Annotated in this window: 17 protein-coding genes; all 17 read left to right on the top strand. The window is 48.0% G+C overall.

The genetic code is table 11. From position 1 onward, the window contains the following. Positions 1-280: 280 nt before the first annotated feature. The 17 genes from galR to AB3Y96_RS04020 all read left to right on the top strand — a co-directional run bounded on the left by galR (position 281) and on the right by AB3Y96_RS04020 (position 22,388). Positions 281-1,288 (top strand): HTH-type transcriptional regulator GalR, encoded by a 1,008-nt coding sequence (galR, locus tag AB3Y96_RS04100; protein ID WP_072310302.1) that lies wholly within the window; start codon positions 281-283, stop codon positions 1,286-1,288. A 39-nt stretch (positions 1,289-1,327) separates the two neighbouring features. Next, positions 1,328-2,326 (top strand): LacI family DNA-binding transcriptional regulator, encoded by a 999-nt coding sequence (locus AB3Y96_RS04095; RefSeq protein WP_367298555.1) that lies wholly within the window; start codon positions 1,328-1,330, stop codon positions 2,324-2,326. 307 nt (positions 2,327-2,633) lie between these two features. Next, positions 2,634-3,248 carry a 4Fe-4S dicluster domain-containing protein gene (locus AB3Y96_RS04090; RefSeq protein WP_025801574.1) on the top strand — a complete coding sequence of 205 codons (615 nt, stop codon included), beginning with the start codon at positions 2,634-2,636 and terminating at the stop codon, positions 3,246-3,248. Further along, a complete protein-coding gene (locus AB3Y96_RS04085) occupies positions 3,245-5,152 on the top strand; it encodes a proton-conducting transporter membrane subunit (RefSeq protein ID WP_367298554.1) in 1,908 nt (635 codons plus the stop codon). Before AB3Y96_RS04090 ends, AB3Y96_RS04085 begins: the two co-directional genes overlap by 4 nt. A 10-nt stretch (positions 5,153-5,162) precedes the next feature. Continuing rightward, entirely contained in the window at positions 5,163-6,098 is a 936-nt protein-coding gene (locus tag AB3Y96_RS04080) for a respiratory chain complex I subunit 1 family protein (protein ID WP_367298553.1), read from the top strand. Positions 6,099-6,168: 70 nt separating this feature from the next. After that, the gene (locus tag AB3Y96_RS04075; protein ID WP_072310307.1) at positions 6,169-7,872 is read left to right on the top strand and encodes an NADH-quinone oxidoreductase subunit C; all 1,704 of its coding nucleotides are present in this window, start codon (positions 6,169-6,171) and stop codon (positions 7,870-7,872) included. 16 nt (positions 7,873-7,888) lie between these two features. Continuing rightward, positions 7,889-8,446 carry a formate hydrogenlyase complex iron-sulfur subunit gene (locus tag AB3Y96_RS04070; RefSeq protein WP_072310308.1) on the top strand — a complete coding sequence of 186 codons (558 nt, stop codon included), beginning with the start codon at positions 7,889-7,891 and terminating at the stop codon, positions 8,444-8,446. Continuing rightward, the gene (locus AB3Y96_RS04065; RefSeq protein WP_072310309.1) at positions 8,443-9,267 is read left to right on the top strand and encodes an NADH-quinone oxidoreductase subunit B family protein; all 825 of its coding nucleotides are present in this window, start codon (positions 8,443-8,445) and stop codon (positions 9,265-9,267) included. The genes AB3Y96_RS04070 and AB3Y96_RS04065 overlap by 4 nt, the downstream gene beginning before the upstream one ends. Then, positions 9,267-9,722, top strand: coding sequence for a formate hydrogenlyase maturation HycH family protein (locus tag AB3Y96_RS04060; protein WP_367298552.1), 456 nt, complete (start codon positions 9,267-9,269; stop codon positions 9,720-9,722). Before AB3Y96_RS04065 ends, AB3Y96_RS04060 begins: the two co-directional genes overlap by 1 nt. Then, positions 9,715-10,242: a hydrogenase maturation peptidase HycI gene (gene hycI, locus AB3Y96_RS04055; RefSeq protein ID WP_072310310.1), complete on the top strand. Its 528-nt coding sequence runs from the start codon at positions 9,715-9,717 to the stop codon at positions 10,240-10,242. The genes AB3Y96_RS04060 and hycI overlap by 8 nt, the downstream gene beginning before the upstream one ends. 567 nt (positions 10,243-10,809) lie before the next feature. Continuing rightward, entirely contained in the window at positions 10,810-12,954 is a 2,145-nt protein-coding gene (gene fdhF, locus AB3Y96_RS04050; RefSeq protein WP_081329639.1) for a formate dehydrogenase subunit alpha, read from the top strand. A gap of 252 nt (positions 12,955-13,206) precedes the next feature. Further along, positions 13,207-14,193, top strand: a complete 987-nt coding sequence (locus AB3Y96_RS04045) for a type VI secretion system baseplate subunit TssF (RefSeq protein WP_367298551.1) — start codon at positions 13,207-13,209, stop codon at positions 14,191-14,193. Positions 14,194-14,421: 228 nt separating this feature from the next. Continuing rightward, positions 14,422-15,596 (top strand): IS3 family transposase gene (locus AB3Y96_RS04040; protein ID WP_139130908.1). Its coding sequence is split into 2 segments (ribosomal slippage): positions 14,422-14,689 and positions 14,689-15,596, totalling 1,176 coding nucleotides; the frame shifts between segments, so codons are not numbered across the junction. 9 nt (positions 15,597-15,605) lie between these two features. Next, positions 15,606-16,205 (top strand): type VI secretion system baseplate subunit TssF, encoded by a 600-nt coding sequence (locus tag AB3Y96_RS04035; RefSeq protein WP_367300272.1) that lies wholly within the window; start codon positions 15,606-15,608, stop codon positions 16,203-16,205. A gap of 9 nt (positions 16,206-16,214) precedes the next feature. Continuing rightward, complete coding sequence (tssI, locus tag AB3Y96_RS04030) at positions 16,215-18,308, top strand: type VI secretion system tip protein TssI/VgrG (RefSeq protein WP_367298550.1); 2,094 nt, start codon at positions 16,215-16,217, stop codon at positions 18,306-18,308. Continuing rightward, positions 18,308-19,516, top strand: a complete 1,209-nt coding sequence (locus tag AB3Y96_RS04025; RefSeq protein WP_367298549.1) for a DUF4123 domain-containing protein — start codon at positions 18,308-18,310, stop codon at positions 19,514-19,516. The genes tssI and AB3Y96_RS04025 overlap by 1 nt, the downstream gene beginning before the upstream one ends. Then, the gene (locus tag AB3Y96_RS04020; protein WP_367298548.1) at positions 19,509-22,388 is read left to right on the top strand and encodes a T6SS effector BTH_I2691 family protein; all 2,880 of its coding nucleotides are present in this window, start codon (positions 19,509-19,511) and stop codon (positions 22,386-22,388) included. The genes AB3Y96_RS04025 and AB3Y96_RS04020 overlap by 8 nt, the downstream gene beginning before the upstream one ends. The last annotated feature ends 4 nt before the right edge of the window (positions 22,389-22,392 follow it).

Raw genomic sequence — 22,392 nt, 5'->3', positions numbered from 1 at the left:
CCTACGCATCCGCGTAGGTCGGTGTAAACATTGGCTTCAGCCACAAATGTACTGAAATCACACCAATCAATACCTCTGGGATATTTAGGTTAAAACGTCGTTCCATTCGCTGCTAGCTGCGAATCGCAACATTCGTGGGCAAAATGTAACTAGCGGTGTTATTTCTGTCGTTCTGAGACATATCCCTGCAAACCGATATTGCACGGGACTTGCGGCGGCGGGGGTTTTCCGCAACACTGGCGTGTAACCGCTTCCCCTCACTGTATTTTTGGACAATCCCATGGCTACCATAAAGGATGTTGCCAAACTCGCGGGTGTTTCCGTAGCCACGGTTTCTCGCGTTATCAATAATTCACCTAAAGCCAGCGACAGCTCGCGCAATGCCGTGATGTCTGCCATGGAACAGTTGCAGTATCACCCCAACGCCAATGCCCGCGCGCTGGCTCAGCAATCGACTGAAACGATTGGCTTGATTGTATCTGACGTTTCTGACCCCTTTTTTGGCGCGATGGTCAAAGCAGTTGAACAGGTCGCCTATGCCACCGGTAATTTTTTATTAATTGGTAACGGTTACCACAACGCAGATAAAGAACGTCAGGCGATTGAGCAACTGATCCGCCATCGCTGTGCGGCGCTGGTGGTTCACGCCAAAATGATCCCAGATGAAGAACTGGCCCATCTCATGCAGCAAATTCCGGGAATGGTGTTGATCAACCGCACATTGCCGGGATTCGAAACCCGCTGTGTGGCTCTTGATGACCGCTACGGTGCTTGGCTTGCTACGCGCCATTTGATCCAGCAAGGGCACAAGAACATCGCCTGCATCTGCTCAAACCACCCCATTTCCGATGCGCACGATCGCCTACAAGGATATTTAGATGCGTTGCATGAGCATCATATTCCGGTTGACGATAGACTGATTGCCTACGGTTCACCGGATGAAATCGGTGGTGAACAGGCGATGACTGAGCTGCTTGGTCACGGCAAAGCCGTGACCGCTGTGACCTGCTATAACGATCCCATGGCGGCTGGCGCACTATCCGTACTGAGCGATAACAGCATTGATGTACCAGGACAAATTTCACTGATAGGTTTTGATGACGTGCTGATATCACGCTATCTACGCCCACGCTTAACCACGATCCGTTACCCTGTCGTTGCCATGGCTACGCAGGCGGCAGAACTAGCGCTGGCATTATCAACAGCATCGCCGCTGCCAGAAACCACGAATATGTTTAGCCCAACGCTAGTATGCCGTCACTCGGTCTCTACACCACGTTCGGTATGATAGACTCTAGGTTTTGCGAACAATGCAGGGAAGGTACTCATGATAACCATGCTGGATGTATCGCGACAGGCTGGCGTCTCCAAGGCCACTGTTTCCCGAGTATTAAATAATACCGGTCAGGTTAAAGAGAGCACGCGCGTTGCGGTATTTAAAGCGGTCGAAGAGTTGGGCTATCGCCCCAATCTGCTGGCGCAAGCATTGGCGAATCAGACCTCTAATACCATTGGTTTAGTCATCTCTAACTTTGATGGCCCTTATTTTGGCCGGCTGCTGCGCCAAGCTGCTCAGCTTATCGAAGCGAGCGGTAAACACATGATCGTTACCGATGGTCATGACACACCAGAAGGCGAACTTGAAGCCGTTCGACTGCTGATAGATCGTCGCTGCGATGCCATCATTCTCTATACGCGTTTTATGGAAGAGCCTGCGCTGATGCAGTTAATCAGCCAGCACCCTGCGCTGATGGTGATCAACCGCGATTTGCCTCAGGCTCGCGAGCGTTGTGTTTTCTTCGAACAGCAGCAGGCAGCCAGCGAAGTGGTCAACTATCTAATTGCTCGTGGCCACCAAAATATCGCGTGTATCACTGCACCAATAGATACCCCAACGGGGCAGTTGCGATTGGCAGGCTATCGAGAAGCATTAGAGCAAAACCACATCGCCTATCACGACGATTGCGTTGCCTTTAGCGATAGCAGCATCGCAGGCGGATACCGCGCCTGTTGCGAACTTCTCGCAAAGAACCCATCCTTTACCGCCCTATTCGCCTGCAATGACGATATGGCCATCGGCGCTTTGCGCGCGCTCCATCAAGCTGGAAAACGCGTTCCTGAAGATGTTTCTCTGTTTGGGTTTGATGATGAGCCTAGCGCGGAATATTTACAGCCACCGCTTTCTACGGTGTATTTACCTATCGATAAAATGATTTCTACCGCAATTCAGCAAGCGCTGCGCTTGAGCAACGGCGAAATCGTTGAGCCAGTAGAGCCGTTTGTGGGCGAATTGAAGGTGAGAGAGTCGGTCATCAACCGAAAATAATGTGTATTCCCCCTCCCCTGACAAGGGGAAAATCCCCCCATCCAACCACACCCTTCACAGGGGGAGGGTTAGGGTGGGGTCATTACCCAAACATCACCGAATCTGTAGTAGGTAACCCCTTCGACACTAATGTCGAACCTTCCTCCAAGTGTCGATAGCGACACACTTCCGACACACAAAAACCGCAACAAAAAACCTAATAATCAATTGAAAAGTAACGGTTAAATTAAAAATAAAATCTACTGGCACGTTTTGTGCTTAACAAGGAGGAATTTTACTTTTTGTAGTCTGAACCAGAGGACTGAACATGAACCGCTTTGTTATTGCGGATCCCCGATTATGTATCGGGTGCAACACCTGTATGGCCGCGTGCTCTGAAGAGCATAAGACTTATGGCCTGCAGACTGAGCCGCGTCTGGTGGTGGTGAAAGACAATCACGATTCTGTGCCTGTCATGTGCCATCACTGTGAAGACGCGCCATGCGCACAGGTTTGCCCGGTCAATGCGATTACCCATACCGACGACGCCATCCAGTTGAATGAAAGCCTGTGCGTGAGCTGCAAGCTGTGCGGTATTGCCTGCCCATTCGGTGCTATCACCATGAACGGCAGCAAGCCTTTGCACATTCCAGCCAACAGCAATACGCCAAAAGCCTTGCCTGCACCGCCAAACAAACGCGGCATCAGCCCATTCTTAGATTGGTATCCCGGTATTCGTAGCATCGCAGTGAAATGCGATTTATGTCAGTTCAGCGAGCAAGGGCCTGCCTGCGTTCGTGCCTGCCCAACTCACGCCATCATGCTAGTTGATGATAACCAACTGTCTCAGGCGAGCGCGGCCAAGCGTCAAAACGCGATGGACGCAATGGATGCCGATTTGATGATGTTTAGCTCATTCTCAGAGGGGTCCGACGCACAATGAATACCGTTGAATTATTGAGCTTCGCGCTCAGCATCTATCTTATTTCAGCCATACTGGCGTTGCTATTAGGTGCAACAGGTTCAGGCTGGATTGGCGCTCGCGTTGCAGCGCTAGGTGCATTGGTTGCGGGCGTTGCCGGAACCTGGAGTGCTTGCCAAGGGCTGGCGTTTACCCCTGAAATCGTTAGCGCTAACCTGTTTAATCACACGCCGGTGCTGTTCAGTACGCTCAACAGCCTGATGCTGCTGCTGACCTCGGTAGTGAGCCTGCTGTGCGGCGTTTATGCATTTAGCTATCTCAAGGGTTATGCCCCGAAAAAAGCCGCGCTGATTGGTTGCTTGATGAACCTGTTGAGCGCTGCCATCAGCCTACTAGTGCTAACCGATAACGCCGTTATCTTCGTTGCGTTGTTGGAGCTGATGACGCTGTTCACCGCGTTGCTAGTGTGGCAGTCGCAGGATGCCAAAGCGCGTAAGGCAGCCAGCTTATATTGGCTGATGTCGCGTTTAGGCACTGTGCTTATCATCGCCGCATTCTGGATTATCTACCGTCATAGCGGCACGCTGGCGTTAAGCGAATTCCATCTGGCAAGCCTGAGCCACGGCTTAGCCTCATGGGTCTTTGTGCTGGGCTTACTGGGCTTTGGCATCGTTTCTGGTTTAGTTCCGCTTCACGGCTGGATCCCACAGGTTCACTCCAGCGCACCAAGCCATGCAGCCACGCTGATTTCTTCCGTGATGCTGAAAGTCGGCCTGTTTGGTTTACTGAAACTGAGCATCGACTGGCTAGGTATGCCGCAGCTGTGGTGGGGCGCCGCGTTGATGATCGTCGGGGCGTTAACCGCCTTTATCGGTGGTTTGTACGCGCTGATGGAGCACGATATCAAGCGCCTGTTGGCTTATCACACCGTAGAAAACATCGGCATTATTCTGCTGGGTCTTTCCGCCTGTGTGCTCGGTTTAGCGCTGGGTAAACCTACGCTGGCGGTACTCGGTTTGATGGCTGGTCTGTTCCATATGGTTAACCACACGCTGTTTAAAGGCGTGCTGTTCCTCGGCGCCGGAGCAGTTATCCGCAGCACCGGTGCGAAAGATATCGAGAAACTGGGCGGCGTCGCGCGCCGTATGCCGTTAACCGCCACGGCGATGTTAATTGGCCTGATGTCGATGGCGGCACTTCCCCCGCTTAATGGCTTCGTCAGCGAATGGTTCACCTACCAATCCCTATTCTCTCTGAGCCACTCTTCCGCGGTGAGCATGCGAATTATCGCTCCGCTGGTGATGGTGGTTCTAGCCATCACCGGTGCGCTCGCCGTGATGTGTGTGGCGAAAATCTTCGGCGTAACGTTCTTAGGAGCACCGCGCAGTGAAGGTGCAGCGAATGCAGGCTGCGCACCCGCTTCCATGCTGTTCTCTCCGGTATTGTTAGCAATTGGCTGCTTGGCATTTGGTATCGGCGCACCTTGGGTTCTGCCATATATGCTGCAAATGGCAGCAGGCTCACTGGGCTTGATGCTCGATCCACATCAGATGACACAGGGCGCGGTGATGATTTCTGGCACCACCAATACCACCCTGCTTTCAACACCGATGATCGCCATTCTGCTGTTGGCCTTCCCGATTCTGCCAATGCTGCTCGTGGGGATGTACAAAAACTCACGCCTGCCACGCCGTAGCCACGGCGATGCATGGGCCTGTGGTTATGGCCACGAAGCGGAAATGGTGGTTACGGCAACCGGCTTCGCTCAGCCTTTGCGCGTGATGTTTGCCCCGATCTATCGCCTACGTAAAGTTTGCAACCCCGCGCCTCTGTTCGGTGGTCTGCTGCGTGACGGTGCAATGCGCGTTTATCCAGCGTTAGCGGTGATTGAACTCGCCCTGCTGCTAGTGGCGATTTTCGCCTGAGGAGAATGACATGAGTTCGCTTTCTATCCTTGCGCTAGCGTTGATTCAGGCTTTAGCCCTGTTGGCGCTGGCTCCGTTATTTAGCGGAATTTCCCGCGTGCTGCGAGCCAAAATACACAGCCGCAGCGGCCCTGATATTTTTCAGGACTACCGCGATATTTTTAAACTGTTTAGACGACAAAATATTTCGCCAGCGGCTTCGGGCGTGTTCTTCCAGATGATGCCTTATGTGATGGTTGGCACCATGCTCACCATCGCGACTGCCCTGCCGATTGTCACCGTTATCAGTCCGCTATCGCCGATTGGCGATTTGATTACCGTGGTGTATCTGTTTGCCGTTGCGCGTTTCTTCTTTGCAATTGCAGGTCTAGACACCGGAAGTACCTTTACCGGCATCGGCGCGAGCCGTGAATCCATGCTGGGCATTTTAGTTGAACCGATTCTGATGCTAGGCCTTTGGGTTACCGCGCTATTAGCGGGTTCAACCAATCTGGGTGTGATGAGTTTCCACGTTCTGAACTGGGATGTGAATTCCTCACTGGCTCTGGTGCTAGCACTTCTGGCCTGTGCATTTGCCACCTTTATCGAAATGGGCAAACTGCCCTTCGATATGGCCGAAGCCGAACAAGAATTGCAGGAAGGCCCGTTGACCGAATATTCCGGCTCGGCGTTTGCCGTTCTGAAATTAGGTATCAGCCTTAAGCAGTTGGTTGTTCTGCAACTCTTCATCGGCGTCTTTGTCCCTTGGGGCCAAATGGCCACTTTCAGCGCGGGTGCTTTGGTTCTGGCGATCGTGGTTGCCTTTATCAAACTGCTGGTTGGGATTGCCCTTATCGCCCTGTTTGAAAACAGCGTTGCCCGTTTGCGCTTCCTGAAAACGTCTTACACCAGTTGGGCCGGTTTCGGTCTGGCGGCAATGGCGTTCTTATCATGGTTAATTGCGTGAGGCCGGTTATGACAACCTTCGCTCACCTACTCACTATTTCACCCTCTCAGCTTACGGGGCATCACGGTTTATGAATCAGCAAAAAATAGGTCAACATTACATTCAGGAACTGCGTCAGCAGTTCCCTTCAGCGATTCTGGACGAAAGCTGGCAGACAGACACTCAGGCAACCATCACCATTAAAACCAATATGTTGCCGGAAGTGGTTGAGTTTCTGTATTACAAACAAGGCGGTTGGCTATCGGTTCTGTTCGGCAATGACGAACGTCCACTGTGCGGCAGCTATGCGGTGTACTACGTGCTCTCTATGGAAACCGGCACCAAATGTTGGATCACTGTAAAAGCGCTGGTCGATGAGAGAACGCTAGAGTTCCCGTCTGTTACCCCTCGCGTACCGGCTGCCGTTTGGGGCGAGCGCGAAGTGCGTGATATGTACGGTTTAATCCCGGTAGGATTGCCCGATGAGCGCCGTCTGGTGCTGCCAGATGATTGGCCAGATGAGCTGTATCCGCTGCGCAAAGACTCAATGGACTATCGTCAGCGTCCGGCGCCAACCACCGACGTTGAAACCTATCCGTTCATCAACGAAAGCAAAAGTGGCAAAATTGTCCCTATCGGACCACTGCACATCACCTCTGACGAACCGGGTCATTTCCGTTTGTTCGTTGACGGTGAAGATATCGTAGATGCCGACTATCGTCTTTTCTACGTCCATCGCGGCATGGAAAAACTGGCTGAAACCCGCATGGGTTATAACGAAGTGACCTTCCTGTCTGACCGTGTTTGCGGCATCTGTGGCTTTGCACACAGCACTGCGTACACCTCTTCGGTAGAAAACGCGATGGGCATTCAGGTTCCTGAGCGTGCACAGGCTATTCGTTCTATTCTGCTGGAAGTCGAACGTTTACACAGTCATCTGCTGAACCTCGGTTTATCGTGCCACTTCGTCGGCTTTGACTCCGGCTTTATGCAGTTCTTCCGCGTGCGTGAAAAATCCATGAAAATGGCGGAAATCCTCACCGGCGCACGTAAAACCTACGGTCTAAATCTGATCGGCGGTATCCGTCGCGATCTGCTGAAAGACGACATGATCCAAACCCGCAAACTGGCCGCTGAAATGCGTGCCGAAGTGAAAACGCTGGTTGATATCCTGTTCAGCACGCCAAATATGGAACAGCGTACCGTGGGCGTGGGTCGTTTAGATCCACAGATCGCGCGTGATTTCAGCAACGTGGGTCCAATGATCCGCGCCAGCGGCCATGCCCGTGATACCCGTGTGGATCATCCGTTCGCGGGTTACGATCTGCTGCCAATGGAAATTCACACTGAAACCGGCTGCGACGTGATTTCCCGCGTCAAAGTGCGCGTCAACGAAGTCTTCACCGCGCTGAATATGATCGACTTCGGTTTAGATAATTTGCCGGGTGGCCCGCTGGCCGTTGAAGGCTTCACCTATATTCCAAACCGTTTCGCACTGGGCTTCTCTGAAGCGCCACGCGGCGACGATATTCACTGGTCGATGACCGGTGATAACCAGAAACTCTATCGCTGGCGCTGCCGTGCGGCCACCTACTCTAACTGGCCAACGCTGCGCTACATGCTGCGAGGCAACACGGTATCCGATGCACCATTAATCATCGGCAGCCTTGACCCTTGCTACTCCTGTACCGACCGCGTAACGCTGGTCGACGTGCGTAAACGCAAGTCCGTTACCGTGCCGTACAAAGAAATCGAGCGCTATGGTCTGGAACGCAAAGACTCACCGCTGAAGTAAGGTCAGGAGAATACCCATGCTGAAATTATTAAAAACGGCGTTTAAGCATCGCAATGCGACGGTGGCTTATCCCGCCAAGCCAATGCAGGTTGATCCGAACTTTCGCGGGAAACCTGAATACAATCCAGAACAGTGCATCGCCTGTGGCGCATGCACTGCCGCTTGTCCGGCCAATGCGCTAACCATGGAAACCGATGCGCGTGAAGGTACGCGCACTTGGGCATTACATCTTGGCCGCTGTATTTTCTGCGCGCGCTGTGAAGAAGTGTGCCCAACGACGGCTATCAAATTGTCACAAGAGTTTGAAATGGCGGTATGGAACAAAAGCGATCTGTTCCAAACCGCTGAGTTCAAAGTCTGCAACTGCGTTGAATGTGGTGCGCCTTACGCGGCACAAAAAGAGATCGACTACGCTATGGCATTACTGGTTCAGGCGGGCAATTTAACGGAAGAGCAGGCCGAAGAACGCCGCTCGCAGTTTGAAACTTGCCCCAACTGTAAGCGTAAAAACAACATTACCCACTCAGCACGTATCACGCTTGGACGTCACCTGACACAGGAGGCGGCACAATGAGCCAAATCATTACTCAACAGCCAGCCGATGGCTCACCGATTATCGGCCCACGCGACGCCAACGGTTTACCGGTACCCATCACCGTCGATGAGCAGATTGCTAAACTTAAAAGCACGCTGCTGAAGGATATTCGTCGCTCAGCCTACGTTTACCGCGTGGACTGCGGCGGCTGTAACGGCTGCGAAATCGAAATCTTCTCTGCGCTAACGCCGTTATTTGATACCGAACGCTTTGGGATCAAGGTCGTTCCTTCGCCGCGTCATGCCGATATTTTGCTATTTACCGGCGCGGTGACCCGTTCAATGCGTATTCCAGCGATCCGCGCGTATGAATCCGCACCGGATCCAAAAATTGTGATCTCCTACGGTGCCTGCGGCTGCAGCGGTGGGATCTTCCACGATTTATACTGCGTATGGGGCGGCACGGACAAAATTGTTCCAGTTGACGTTTACATCCCAGGTTGCCCGCCAACCCCTGCCGCCACCATTTATGGTTTTGCCATGGCTTTGGGTTTGCTCGATCAAAAACTGAAAGGCGAACACCACCAGCAGGCTGAAGATGAGCAGGCTGCCATCTTGCATCCGGCGATCCCACAGCAGCTGCGCGTTATGATCGATCGTGAAGCGCGTCGTATGTCAGGTTATCGCTATGGCCGCCAGATCGCCGATAAGTTTATGGATCTTCTCGCTCAGCAAAACGATCTCACCGTTGAAGCACGCGTGGCGCAATTTTTAGCGCACGAAAATGATCCTCGCCTAACCGAGATCATCTCTCGCCTGCAGGCGGTGTGCCATGATGCTGCTCGCGGAGGCAATTTCTAATGACTGACCACGCCCGTCATCAGCCTTATCACGAACAAGACCCGATGGTTGTGTTCTACTCCCTTAGCCGTAAATTCGTGCAAAAAAAGGAAGATGAGGACAGAACTCCGCAGGAAGCGAAAGAAGTTATCTATTACAGCCTCGCGATTGGCCATCACCTTGGGGTGATCGACTGCCTGAAAACCTGTTTGGAATGTCCACTGACGGGGTATCGGGCGTGGGTAGCCAAGCTGCCGGAAGAGAGTACGGCACGCCGCAAACTGGAAGGACTTCCGCGCTATGGCGAAATCTGTATCGATAGTACGCACACACATTTGCTGGCCTGCGCTTTAGATAAAGCGCGTCCGCAGATGAATGAGCAAGAACAGACATGGACAGACGCACTGATCGCTGCGCTGCAGATGATCGAAAATGAACCCGCAATCTATCTGATGGTGAAAAGACGCGATGGCTAGTTTTTTAGAAGAGAGTGCTCACCCCGTTAAGAATCTATTGTTATGCGTTGGCAACAGCATGATGGGTGACGATGGCGCAGGGCCATTGTTGGCCGAAAAGGTCACTGACCATCCAGTCGCTGGTTGGGCCGTCATCGACGGAGGCACTTCGCCGGAAAGTTATTCCCACGCGATCCGTGAGATGAAACCAGAGCGTTTGATCATCGTCGATGCCACCGAAATGGGATTAGAACCCGGCGAGATCCGCATCATCGACGAAAAAGATATTGCCGAGCTGTTTATCGTCACTACCCATAATCTGCCGCTGAGCTATTTGATTGAGCAACTGCGTGAAGATGTACCGGATATCACCTTTGTGGGTATTCAGCCCGCTATCGTCGCATTTTATGCCCCGATGATGCAGCCGGTGAAAGACGCCGTTGAAACCGTTTATCAGCGTCTGAATAACTGGGGCGATCAGGGCGGATTTGAACTGCTGGTGGCCTACGAGGATGAGTTTGGGGTGAGTAGCCAAGGGTAAACCGTCAAACTCCATGTTAGAAATGTGCAAGATTCCGCCCGCCGATATATCCCTGTATCGGCGGCTCTTTCTCCCAAGGCTTACCCCTGAAAAAAACAAAAATAATATTGTTTTGCTTTTTTCGTGTTGAAAAAGTTCGTTATAGATTCACCAGCAAGGATACACGCTCCGAGACCGGTCGGCCAAGCAACTCGGTGATAAGCGCGAGAGTCGAGAGGCTGCGCGCCAGCAACCTTTCGTCGGACGCCTACGCCTCCAAAACATGGGAGTATGGATGGTGACTGGCGTTCGAAACCTTACACCACATCTAAAATCCACAAACGTTACTCCTCACTTCGACAAAACTGTCGAACTCGTCACCGCTTTGATGATGTCGATCAGCACGCCTCTATCCCCTGAGCCCTTATAGTTCAACGTATTAGCCATCACCCACAAGGGGTATAAAACTGGCACAATACATGCATATAAATAAGGTGAATAAACATTAAATAACGCTCGGCTTGCTGAGCGGTATGTATACGAGCCGGATTGTGTCCCTTCCGGCCGCATAAAATAGGAGCAATGTTGATGAAGAAAGTCATCACGGTCTGCCCTTATTGCGCATCAGGTTGCAAAATTAATCTGGTGGTCGATAACGGTAGAATCATTCGCGCTGAGGGTGCGAATGGCGTGACGAACCAAGGCGAGCTGTGCCTGAAAGGGTATTACGGCTGGGATTTTATCCACGATACTAAAATCCTGACCCCGCGCTTGAAGTCACCAATGATCCGCCGTGAACGCGGTGGGAAGCTGGAAAACGTCTCATGGGAAGAAGCGATTGAATTCGCAAGCTCCCGCCTGCTGGCTGTAAAAGAAAAATACGGCCCAGATGCCATCATGACCACCGGTTCTTCCCGCGGTCCTGGTAATGAAACTAACTATGTGATGCAAAAATTTGCTCGCGCAACGATCGGTACTAACAATATCGACTGCTGCGCGCGCGTCTGACACGGCCCTTCGGTTGCAGGTCTGCAGCGATCGGTCGGTAACGGCGCCATGAGTAACTCAATCGTTGAGATTGAAGATACCCAATGCATTTTTGTCTTCGGTTATAACGCCGCAGACTCCCACCCTATCGTGGCTCGCCGTATTATTAAGGCTAAAGCGAAAGGGGCTAAAATTATTGTTTGCGACCCGCGTTTCATCGAAACCGCGCGCATCGCCGACATTCATGTTCCGCTTAAAAACGGTTCTAACATCGCACTGCTGAATGCGCTGGCTCACGTCATCATTGAAGAAAACCTTCATGACCGTGAATTCATCCAACAGCATACCGAAGAGTTTGAAACCTTCCGCGATCTGGTCTTGCCGTATACGCCAGAATCGGTTGAAGAAACCACCGGTATCAGCGCGCAGATGATTCGTGAAACCGCACGTATGTATGCCAAGGCACCAACGGCAACCATTCTGTGGGGCATGGGCGTTACCCAGTTCTATCAGGGTGTCGAAACCGTCCGTACGCTTACCAGCCTTGCGCTGCTGACCGGTAACTTAGGTAAAGCACACGTGGGTGTGGGTCCTGTTCGTGGTCAAAATAACGTTCAGGGTGCTTGCGATATGGGTGCGTTGCCAAACACCTATCCGGGTTATCAGTATGTCACTGATGAAGCTGCCCGCGAGAAGTTTGCCAAGGCGTGGGGCGTTCCTTCCCTGCCAGCCCATATCGGCCACGCGCTGAGCGAAGTGCCGCATAACATCGACCACGGTCTGATTAAAGCGCACTACGTCATGGGTGAAGATCCATTACAGACCGAACCGGATCTGGCGACGATCCGTCGTACCTTTGAGAAGCTGGATATTCTGATTGTTCAGGATATCTTCATGACCAAAACCGCCGCCATTGCAGACGTGGTGTTCCCTGCAACGTCGTGGGGCGAGCATGAAGGTGTTTACACCGCAGCTGACCGCGGTTTCCAGCGATTCTACAAAGCCGTAGAGCCTGTGGGTGACGTTAAACGCGACTGGGAGATCATTAGCCTGATGTCCACCGCGATGGGTTACCCAATGCACTACAACAATACGCAGGAAATCTGGGACGAACTTCGCGAACTGTGTCCGATCTACTACGGCGCGACCTATGAAAAAATGGCCGATCTGGCCTACATTCAATGGCCATGCCCAACGCTCGAAAGCCCAGGAACGTCTTATCTGTATGAAGGCGGCAAGTTCGACACCCCTAACGGCAAAGGCCAGTTCTACACCTGCGAATGGCGTCCGCCGATTGATAAAGTCAGCGACGAATTCCCAATGGTATTGGCTACCGTACGTGAAGTGGGTCACTACAGCTGCCGCTCTATGACCGGTAACTGTAAAGCGCTGGCGGCTCTGGCAGACGAACCTGGCTTTATCCAAATCAATACTGAAGATGCCGCACGCTTTGGCATTCGCGATCAGGAACTGGTTTGGGTTCGTTCACGTCAGGGTAAAGTCATTACCCGCGCCAACGTGAGCAACCGTCCAAACAAAGGTGCGGTCTATATGACGTATCAATGGTGGATCGGTGCCTGTAACGAGCTGGTCGCCGAAAACCTGAGCCCAATTACCAAAACGCCAGAGTACAAATACTGTGCCGTCGCGGTAGATGCCATCAAGGATCAGGATGAGGCCGAACAGTACGTAGTTCGCGAATACGACAATATCAAACGTCGTCTGCGAGAAACGGCGGAAGGTTAGAGGTAGGTCGTTAAATATAAAAGCCCCGTATGGTTTTCAGCAATGCGGGGCTTCTTTCTATACATCTTCTATCAGAATGATAATCATTTTTTATCATTTTAAAATCCCGCATAAGTTTTAGATAAGCCAATCTTAACCTAGTGTTTTTAGTGAGCACAATCACATCTCGCCCCCCTATTCGCCTCTATACTCCCGTCAGGACTTACACTTAAATTAAAATTATTTAATAATAATGGATTATATAAACCAAAAATGAATTCACTGGAATATTATTTCCGTTCTGAAATGGAGTATTTACATCAGCGTGGAATCGATGTATCTAAAAATCATTCAAATTTAGCCTCATTCCTCGCTAATAGTAATGACCCCGATGTAAAGAGGTTGCTCTCTGGTTTCGCTTTTTTAACTGGTGGATTAAGAAAAAAAATTGAAGATGGTGTGCCAGAAATCACACATCATTTATTAGAGAAAATTTGGCCCACGCCACTCAGACCGATTCCAGCAACAAGTATTGCCAGCTTTTATTCCGAATCAATTGATACTATTCATACTCAATATGGTTCATGTGATATTCCTGCTGCTAGCCAAATTTACACGCGGAGTGACACTCATCGCATAAATTTCAACACCATACATGATCTGCATATAGAACCTGTCACTCTTGAGAAAAAGAGCCTAGTGAGAGAACCAGATAGAAACGAAATTACGCTGTCATTTGTTTATCATGGTAGTGATTTAACGTGGAAGTGTGGGGAGATATCACTTTTCCTAGGAGCAGAAAGAGAATGTGCTTCCCTGTTAAATTTATGGATATCATCCTATCTAGATAAAACCTATATAACTATAAATAAAATAAAAAAATCAATTAACTTAGCCATAAAAACGTTCAGGCATTCAGCAAGAAATGGAGTGCAGACATCAGGAACTGAGCGTTTCTGGCCGTTAAATCCTTTAATTGAGTATTTTTATCATCCTCATATTCATAATTTTGTCACGTTAGACTTATCATTAGATTACAGTGAAATTAATTTTGATAAAGATAAATATTTTGATATTACATTTAGCTTCAGCAAGCTATTACCCATAGATAATATTGAACAAGCATTTATTCCTCATTGTGTTCCCATTATTAATATAGACAAATACCAAACATCTAAAATAATATCCCCGCCAGATCAGCATACTTGTAGTCTAACCAATCATCACGTATATAAAATTTTATCCATACAAGCTATTTAGGAGCCAGATACGCAGAAAACGGGAGAGCTTATCCAGTTCCAGTCCGTATTGGCAACACATACCACAACATTTAAATCAGATATAAAAAACCCACATCACTATTTATTTTTATCTCATAATGAAACTGATATATCCGATCGTCCTCAATGCCGGATTGTAGTGGCACACTGAATTTGGCCACCTGAATAGAGGTGATATCATCACCTCATAGTCAACACAGGTGACATTATGACCGGACGTAACAGACGTAATTTTAGCCCCGAGTTTCGCCTCGAAGCTGCCCAGCTTGTACTCGATCAGCATTACACCGTTGCCGCCGCTGCCACGGCAATGAATATCGGCAAATCCACGATGGATAAGTGGGTCCGCCAGTTGAAAGAAGAAAGAGCGGGAAAATCACCCATAGCTTCACCAATGACACCCGAGCAGATTGAAATACGTGAGCTGAAGAAAAGAATTCAACGCGTTGAAATGGAAAGAGATATATTAAAAAAGGCTACCGCGCTCTTGATGTCAGACTCCCTGAACAGTTCTCATTAGTTGAGAAACTCAGAGCGCGGTTTCCCGTTGCCGTTGTGTGCAATGTGTTTGGGGTTCATCGCAGCAGCTATAAATACTGGCGGCAGCCAAAGAAGCCTGATGCCACACGTGTGACATTACTCAGTCTTATTCGTGAAAGTTATCGCGAAAGTAAAGGCTCCGCAGGTGCACGTAATATTGCCGCAATGGTCACCACTAAGGGCGTAAAACTGAGCCGCTGGCGGGCAACAAAGCTAATGAAAGAACTTAATCTCATCAGCTGTCAGCAGCCTGGCCATCGATATAAGAAGGCGTCTAAGGAACACGTTGAGATCCCCAATTATTTGGAACGCCAGTTTGCAGTAACAGAGCCTAATCAGGTTTGGTGCGGTGATGTGACTTATATCTGGACGGGTAAACGCTGGGCTTATTTAGCCGTTGTGCTTGATCTGTTTTCCCGTAAACCGGTTGGCTGGGCGATGTCATTTTTCCCGGACTCTGCATTGACAGGTAAAGCGCTGTCCATGGCCTGGGAAGCACAAGGAAAACCCGCTAATTTGCTGTATCACTCGGATCAAGGTAGCCACTATACCAGCAGGAATTTCAGACTGTTACTGTGGCGATATCAGATAAAACAAAGCCTGAGTCGCAGGGGGAATTGTTGGGATAATAGTCCAATGGAACGGTTCTTCAGAAGCCTGAAAACAGAATGGGTGCCGGAATATGGATACGTAAACTTCAGCGAAGCCAGCACAGCGATAACAAATTACATCACGGGATATTACAGCCAGCTCAGGCCTCATCAATATAATGGTGGTTTGACGCCGAATGAATCAGAACGATTGTTCTGGAAAAACTCTAAAGACGTGGCCAGTTTTGCTTGACCACTACAGATTAGCTTTTATCATGCTAATGGCGAAATATTAAAAGCTCAGCTACCACCGATTGTTTGCCAGTATCTCAGTTGGTCACCAGATGCCTCTTCGGTCAGCGCCAATCAAATAATCAATACCAGCGAAAGCATCCCTTATGAACTGGCTGTAACAAATATCACTCCATGCTCGAATAGCTATTTTGGTGTTACCAACAGCCATCAGCATTGGCGATTACTGTCTCTGTTATCTCTTAACTATTTGGCACTACGACAGGTAGAAACACTGAAAGAACTACTGCGCCTATTTGACTTCCACCCCAGTAATTTAAGCCAAAGTAATATTATCCAGCGTTGCATTGATGGAATTGTATCTGTTGATGCTAATCCGTTAGATTGGTTAGTTAAAGGCAATTCACATCGAGGTATTGCGATCACATTAATCCTAGACCCCGTCTGCTATCCCAACCTCGGCGAAATGTACCAGTTTGCAACCGCACTATGCTACGCGCTTTCAATAAGCCAAAGCACCAACAGTTTTATCCATATGGACGTCATTAACCAGCAAACAAATGAGCAATGGCATATTGGTCATGTTCAAGGCCACCACCCTATGCTGTAAGGATTTAGTATGACACGGAAGACAGGATTATTTTTCAGTTGCAAGGTCGGCGGGTTCACAGACGATACCTTTGACGTAGCGGAGTTTCATCTATATGAGAAACTCAGTGAGCTATTTACTTTAAAGCTGACCTTAGTCAGCAAGCACAACGATATTGATTTAGACCAACAGCTTTTACAAACGGCTTCATTGACAATTAAAGTCAATGAAGCCGAACAACGAACGATATCAGGCGTAGTGGCCAGCGCCGAACGTGGCGATTCAGGGTTTAGAAGAACGTTCTACTATCTCACTATCCGCCCTGAAATGTGGATAATGAGTCTGAATCAAGATAGCCGGATATACCAACAACAATCCGTACCCGATATTTTGCATTCACTGCTTCAGCAGAATAATGTGCAGTCAAATTGCACCCAATTACAAGATGCTCATTCAACCCGAGAATATGTAACTCAAAAGCGAGAATCTGCCTACGACTTCTTTAAACGCCTATCCGCAGAAGAAGGGATCACATATTGGTTTGATGACAAAGGGCTATGCTACAGCGACAGCCACTTGGGTATGCTGGTTGCCACCACCTTAACCTACAATCCTCATCCCCAGAGCGCAATTCAAGGCGATATCATCCACTCCGTGCGATTCGGCGCCCATATGCGACCGGAACAAACGACACAAAAAGATCGTAACTACCACCGTCCCTCCTATGCGCTAAAACATCAAGCTAGCGCCAAACACGGTGGAAAACATTCCGTATTCGAAAGCTACGGAAGATTTCAACAAGATGCTGAAGCCGAGCCCTTCACGCGCTACCGTATTGAGCAACTACAATCAGATTCACAGCTAGGGATAGCCAGCTCTAACTGCATAAAACTCATGCCTGGCCGAATTTTTATAATCGCTGAACACCCCGTTGAGTCAATGAACGACCGTTGGCAAATTGTGTCGGTAGATCATCATGGGAAAATGCCAGAATCTTTGGAAGAAGAAGACAATGGAGAAGGGACTACCCTCACTAATCAACTTATGTTTGTTCCTGGCCGCAATGATTGGCGACCAGACTATCGATATAAACCTTTAGCCGACGGTGATGAAATCGCAACGGTTGTAGGGCCTGCCGGCGAAGAAATTTACGTTAATGAAGATGGCTGCATCCGTGTTTATTTTCACTGGGATCGTTATGGAAAAGCAGACGAAAAAGCCTCTTGCTGGGTCCGCGTATCACAGGCATGGAATGGAAATGGATTTGGTGTGATGGCTATCCCACGCATCGGGCAAGAGGTTATCGTTTCATATTTAAATGGCGATATCGACCGCCCCATCGTAACAGGCTGCACTTACAACGGCAAAAACCACCCGCCTTACGCGCTCCCCGGCAATAAAACCAAAATGGTGTTGCGAAGCAAAACCTACAAAGGCGGTGGTTATAACGAACTTTCTTTCGAAGATGCCACCGATAATGAACAGGTTTATCTACGGGCCCAAAAAAATCAGCTTATATCGGTCAATAACGATGAGACCATTCAAATCGGCCACGATCGTACAGAATCCGTCGGCAATGATGAAATAGTGAGTATCACTCACGATCGCAAAAGCAATACTGGCCATGACGAGACTTGGAGTATTGGGCACGATCGCCGCACTACCGTTACACAAGATGATTACCTTGTGATTAATCGCAACCAAAAAATAGAAATCAGTAAAGATTACATTTCAAATATTGGGAATCATCGAAAAGAACAGGTAACGGCTAATTATCAGATAGATACTGGCGGCAATCATATGCACCGTGTTGTGGGTGAATCCCTACATGACGCCAGCAAGAAACTGCAACAAAAAAGCCCACAAATAGCCCTCGATGCCAGTGAAAAAATCGTTCTTCGCGGCCCTGCAGGGAAAATCACGCTAGATGCCAAAGGCATAACCCTAGAGGGAAACATATTTCTCAAAGGCCCTGTCGCCGCTACGCCAGGCGCAGCCCCCTCGTTTTCAGGTGCGACACAAGCATCCCCCGAAGAGGGGAAACCATTTGACGATCTCTGCTCCATGCAGCCCGACGGTAGTTGTCCATTGGATGACTGTCCATGTGACAAAGGGGATAAATAATGGCGCCATATAGGAAAAAGCATAGCGCGGCTATATGGCTAGGAGAGCAAGAACTTCGTTCAAGCTTAAGCCATGACTCGCGTTATTTACTTCTCCAGCCTGGTGTTATTGAGCGCTTAACCTACGCAGGTTTACATCAGCACAACGATTTTTTTCCTCCATTTCCTAAACTGATTGAACTGATAAAACAAAACGATCCATTTGTTCAATACCATTGGGTTTGGGAAAATACTCGTTATGATCGAGAGCGGGAAAAAGGCCCCATATTAATCAACGTTACGGATAATCCAACCACGTTAGAACAGTTCATCGTGCATTGGGGAAAGTTTAACGGCGGTATTATTATTTGCAGCGAGCAACCTGTTGACATATTGCTCTCTCATCTTGTGTCTGTATCCACATTATTAATGAGCAATGGCCATAGCGTTCGTTTTAATTGGCTACCTAATTCTTTGGGCGACATATTTAGCGTTTTAATTACTAAAAAAATAAATGCTCTCATCGGCCCATTAAAGAATATCTATTTCCACCAGACTAATCATATCTCATCGGCTTGGTGTCATTATTCATCAACGCATGACGAAACTGGTTACACTCCAATACTTAGACTTACCACTCGGGAAATAAAATATATTTCATTAATTAAAAACCAAAAAAACGATGAGTCATTAGCTAAAGATTTACTCGCTCACTCAGGCAGCGATAAAAAATATTATCCGCGTGTATTATCACTGATAAATACCTGTCAGCATCAGCTACAAAGATTTAATATCAAGCAACATGAGCATGTACAGCGCTTTATTCAAGTGTTTTTTTCTTATATGAAAAAAATGAACGATGAGCGTTTTGCATGCGTGTTGGCAAACCAGCAACAAACCGTTATTGATCGGCTTGATGCACTGGAATTATTGTTGCATGCACCCTTGAAATTTTACTCTAGTGAATATTTTTATCAGCAACTAATCAGTGATTGGCTGCTTATACCTGAAAATAAACACTGTTATTTTTATGATGGTGCCGCTGCAGTGATAAAGCTCTATCACCCACCGGAGCAATATTTTAATGATAACGTGGTGCGCGAACAGTTTTTACAACGCTGTGGCACATCGATGTCTTTAGCTAAGCATATTGCACAAAATAATCTTCCGCCATTGTCAGTGCGCAGAGAAGCGCAGTTATTACTTTCAGGAGATCTCTTTCGTGGCTAATTCTAGTGATAATGTTATTTCAGCTAAACCCTGTACCAGCGCCAAAGGCAGGATCCCGCTTATTCCCATTCGCTATGGCATTGTGCCTAAAAAAATAGGAGACACACAGCAATATGCTTGGAGCGGGTGCGGGTTTTCTCTCGAAGAAGGTTTTACCGGAATTGCTGAACTGCATTGTTCAAAATATACCCTGCGGGCGCTCCGTGAGGGCTACGTTTACACTTATATCGCCTCCCCCAAAAAAGGCAAAAAGCTCATTATTCATGAGCACCAAGGCAACGGAATATATCAGGAAATCCTAGTACAAAACTTAGAGCAGTACAACGCGCGTGATGCCTATGCCAGCGGCAATACAAGCCACAATATTTGGATTGAGGCCGATGCCACTGAGGTTTGGGTGGGATATAGCCCTCATCTTTGGACTAAGGCCAAGGTCGAAGACATATTAAACAGCATTGCTTCACGCCAGCGATTTATGCAGCCCGTCGATCCTGCGGAGTTGGTCGATGGTGGTGGCTCATACTCTACACAAAAAAACATCCTGCCACTGGCCGCCTTAGAACAGTGGGTGGAAGAGTATAAACCTGAAGGAAAAAGGATCGACATGACATGGAGCCAAGGTGAAAACTACACACCCGATCTCTATACGCTAAAAGCCATGGCCGGTTATTTTAAACAATATAATCCAAAGGCCCCTGCGGTTATTGCCCTGTTAGATGCCGAAGGCATCGGTATTGATGTGGGTTCTATTGCCAAACTGTATGCACATCAAACAACCGATGTAAAAGCCCAAGATAATGGTTCTAAGCTGCCATTAGCGCTTCAGTTAGATGTTAAAAAGCTGCAAGAGCCCAGCGCAGAGTTTCACCGTAAAAACGTTATCAGCGAATTGATATTTAATACCTTGATTAGCCTAAGTGCCTCTGAAGGAGATAAGTCGCTGGTGAATGGAATGCGTGATGTTGCACATTATATATCTCTAACTGAAGAGCAGCATTGTAAAGCTGGCTTTCGATTTGCCAAGCGAATAAATCAGCCACTATATATAAAGTTTCTGCAAGACAAACAAGAGATTGAGTATGAATTAGAAAAACTACTTGAGAGGGTCGATTGGGCTGCAATTGACCATCATTCATGGCTAAAAACGTTAGCGAAATATTATGAAGACAATCGGCTATCCATCGCCAGCTCATTCATGTCCTACGATCGCGACTTCAAGGCGTCTGCATATTCTCTAGAGCTTTCCACAGCAATGATTATTGACGGAGCTGGATTTCCACTTGCCGGACGTGAGGATAAAGATCCACGTAGTGGGTTGTTGTTGACTTGGATTAATGATGTTAACAGTCCATTGAATCAGGCACTATTCGCTTATAAACCCTTTGAAAAAGATGCGAGCACCGCAGGAGGATTATTGGCGGCATCTGATTTAGTCATTCAGGACATTTCTAAAAAAATCAGTTTTATGCAAGCAACTAGTGGCACGGATATTATAGCCAAAAACATTCAGACTACATTACTGAAATTGGTGAAAGGAAGTAAGTCTTGGGGGAAAACCATTAGCATAGCTAAGCGAGTAGAACAGGCCATTGAGGAAAATAATCCAGCCAAATTGTTAGGCGCCCTTCGTAGCCGCTACAACATTATTAGTGAAGTCATCGAAACAGTGCCTGCTATAAAAAATCTTACGGTATTGACTGAGAGTAATATGCTTGAGATATCAGCCAATACGAAAACAACTGCAGAGCGTGGCCCCTATAAGCGAGACTTAAAAGTTATCTCAGAAACAGAGATTCATGCAAAATATAATGAAAACTATGTTGCAGGGAAATATAGCACACAGTTCAGCGTAGGTTTTGTATCCACAGGACTACTAATTTTTGCAAGCATTTACCTATTCAGTGCTCTAAAAACATGTCAAGAAAACCCCACCATGATTAACATAAGCAGTTTTGTGGCTGCCGGGTTAGGGGAATTAGCTGCAGTAAATGCAGCATTAGTATCAATAAAAAACTTAGTCATACGCAAGAACCTAGATAATGGTATTGCTTTCGCAGGAGAGTACTATATAAAGGGAATCCCTCAATTGCTCGTATCAAAAGGAGCTGGAATGATTTTCGGTTGGGGGGCAATCCTCTTTACTTTTATTACAGATCTTATGAAAACAGGAAAAAGCAAGACAGATGGAAAAAACTTTCGCTTATGGTCAGCTATAACTATAGCTGTTGGTTCCAGTGTTATTATGAAGGCGGCTAGCTTAACTTCTGTACTAGCATTTATACCTATGATTGGATGGATAATTATTGGTATAACATTATTTGCTGTTGGTATATGGCTTGGGTTAGAAGCGGATGAACGAAATCACACACCTTATGAAGCCTGGGTGAATCGTACAGAGTTTGGGATGTTAATACCAGACGAAAATGTCGATGAAGATCTAACGTATTGGGGCTCTCCGAGTGAAGCATTGCAAGAATACTTTAACGTTCGTTATAAACCTATCCTAGTTGATGCAACCTTAGCAAAATATCTAAAATGCCCAGACGTTTATTCTCAGTGGCGTACAAAAGAAAGCTATGGGCGCATAGTTGGAATGGCTCCACCAATATTCGTTATTTATTTTCCTGATTATCTAAAAAATGTCAGTGACATTAGGGTTATTCCTGATGATAGTGATTATCTCATAGAAGAGGTGTCCCAAACAAATGCTGGAATTCTTTTACGCTTCACTAAAAAAGACTCAGAAAAAGCAATAGGCAGTGCGGTTTTGGACTTAAAATACCAACCAAATACTGGTGTCATGAATGAAATGTTCATCATCTCAGAAAACAAAATGGCACCTGATGTATATACACAACACATACCATATTAAACTC

Source organism: Hafnia alvei (assembly GCF_964063325.1).
In the GTDB taxonomy this organism is placed as follows: Bacteria; Pseudomonadota; Gammaproteobacteria; order Enterobacterales; family Enterobacteriaceae; genus Hafnia; species Hafnia alvei_B.
The sequence above is the reverse complement of the archived record's forward strand: the minus strand, read 5'-3'. Positions and strand labels throughout refer to the sequence as shown.

What these genes read in the sequence shown, in the direction of transcription:
- galR (WP_072310302.1), top strand. Translation starts at nt 281, where the DNA reads ATGGCTACCATAAAGGATGTTGCCAAACTCGCGGGTGTTTCCGTAGCC.
- AB3Y96_RS04095 (WP_367298555.1), top strand. Translation starts at nt 1,328, where the DNA reads ATGATAACCATGCTGGATGTATCGCGACAGGCTGGCGTCTCCAAGGCC.
- AB3Y96_RS04090 (WP_025801574.1), top strand. Translation starts at nt 2,634, where the DNA reads ATGAACCGCTTTGTTATTGCGGATCCCCGATTATGTATCGGGTGCAAC.
- AB3Y96_RS04085 (WP_367298554.1), top strand. Translation starts at nt 3,245, where the DNA reads ATGAATACCGTTGAATTATTGAGCTTCGCGCTCAGCATCTATCTTATT.
- AB3Y96_RS04080 (WP_367298553.1), top strand. Translation starts at nt 5,163, where the DNA reads ATGAGTTCGCTTTCTATCCTTGCGCTAGCGTTGATTCAGGCTTTAGCC.
- AB3Y96_RS04075 (WP_072310307.1), top strand. Translation starts at nt 6,169, where the DNA reads ATGAATCAGCAAAAAATAGGTCAACATTACATTCAGGAACTGCGTCAG.
- AB3Y96_RS04070 (WP_072310308.1), top strand. Translation starts at nt 7,889, where the DNA reads ATGCTGAAATTATTAAAAACGGCGTTTAAGCATCGCAATGCGACGGTG.
- AB3Y96_RS04065 (WP_072310309.1), top strand. Translation starts at nt 8,443, where the DNA reads ATGAGCCAAATCATTACTCAACAGCCAGCCGATGGCTCACCGATTATC.
- AB3Y96_RS04060 (WP_367298552.1), top strand. Translation starts at nt 9,267, where the DNA reads ATGACTGACCACGCCCGTCATCAGCCTTATCACGAACAAGACCCGATG.
- hycI (WP_072310310.1), top strand. Translation starts at nt 9,715, where the DNA reads ATGGCTAGTTTTTTAGAAGAGAGTGCTCACCCCGTTAAGAATCTATTG.
- AB3Y96_RS04045 (WP_367298551.1), top strand. Translation starts at nt 13,207, where the DNA reads ATGAATTCACTGGAATATTATTTCCGTTCTGAAATGGAGTATTTACAT.
- tssI (WP_367298550.1), top strand. Translation starts at nt 16,215, where the DNA reads ATGACACGGAAGACAGGATTATTTTTCAGTTGCAAGGTCGGCGGGTTC.
- AB3Y96_RS04025 (WP_367298549.1), top strand. Translation starts at nt 18,308, where the DNA reads ATGGCGCCATATAGGAAAAAGCATAGCGCGGCTATATGGCTAGGAGAG.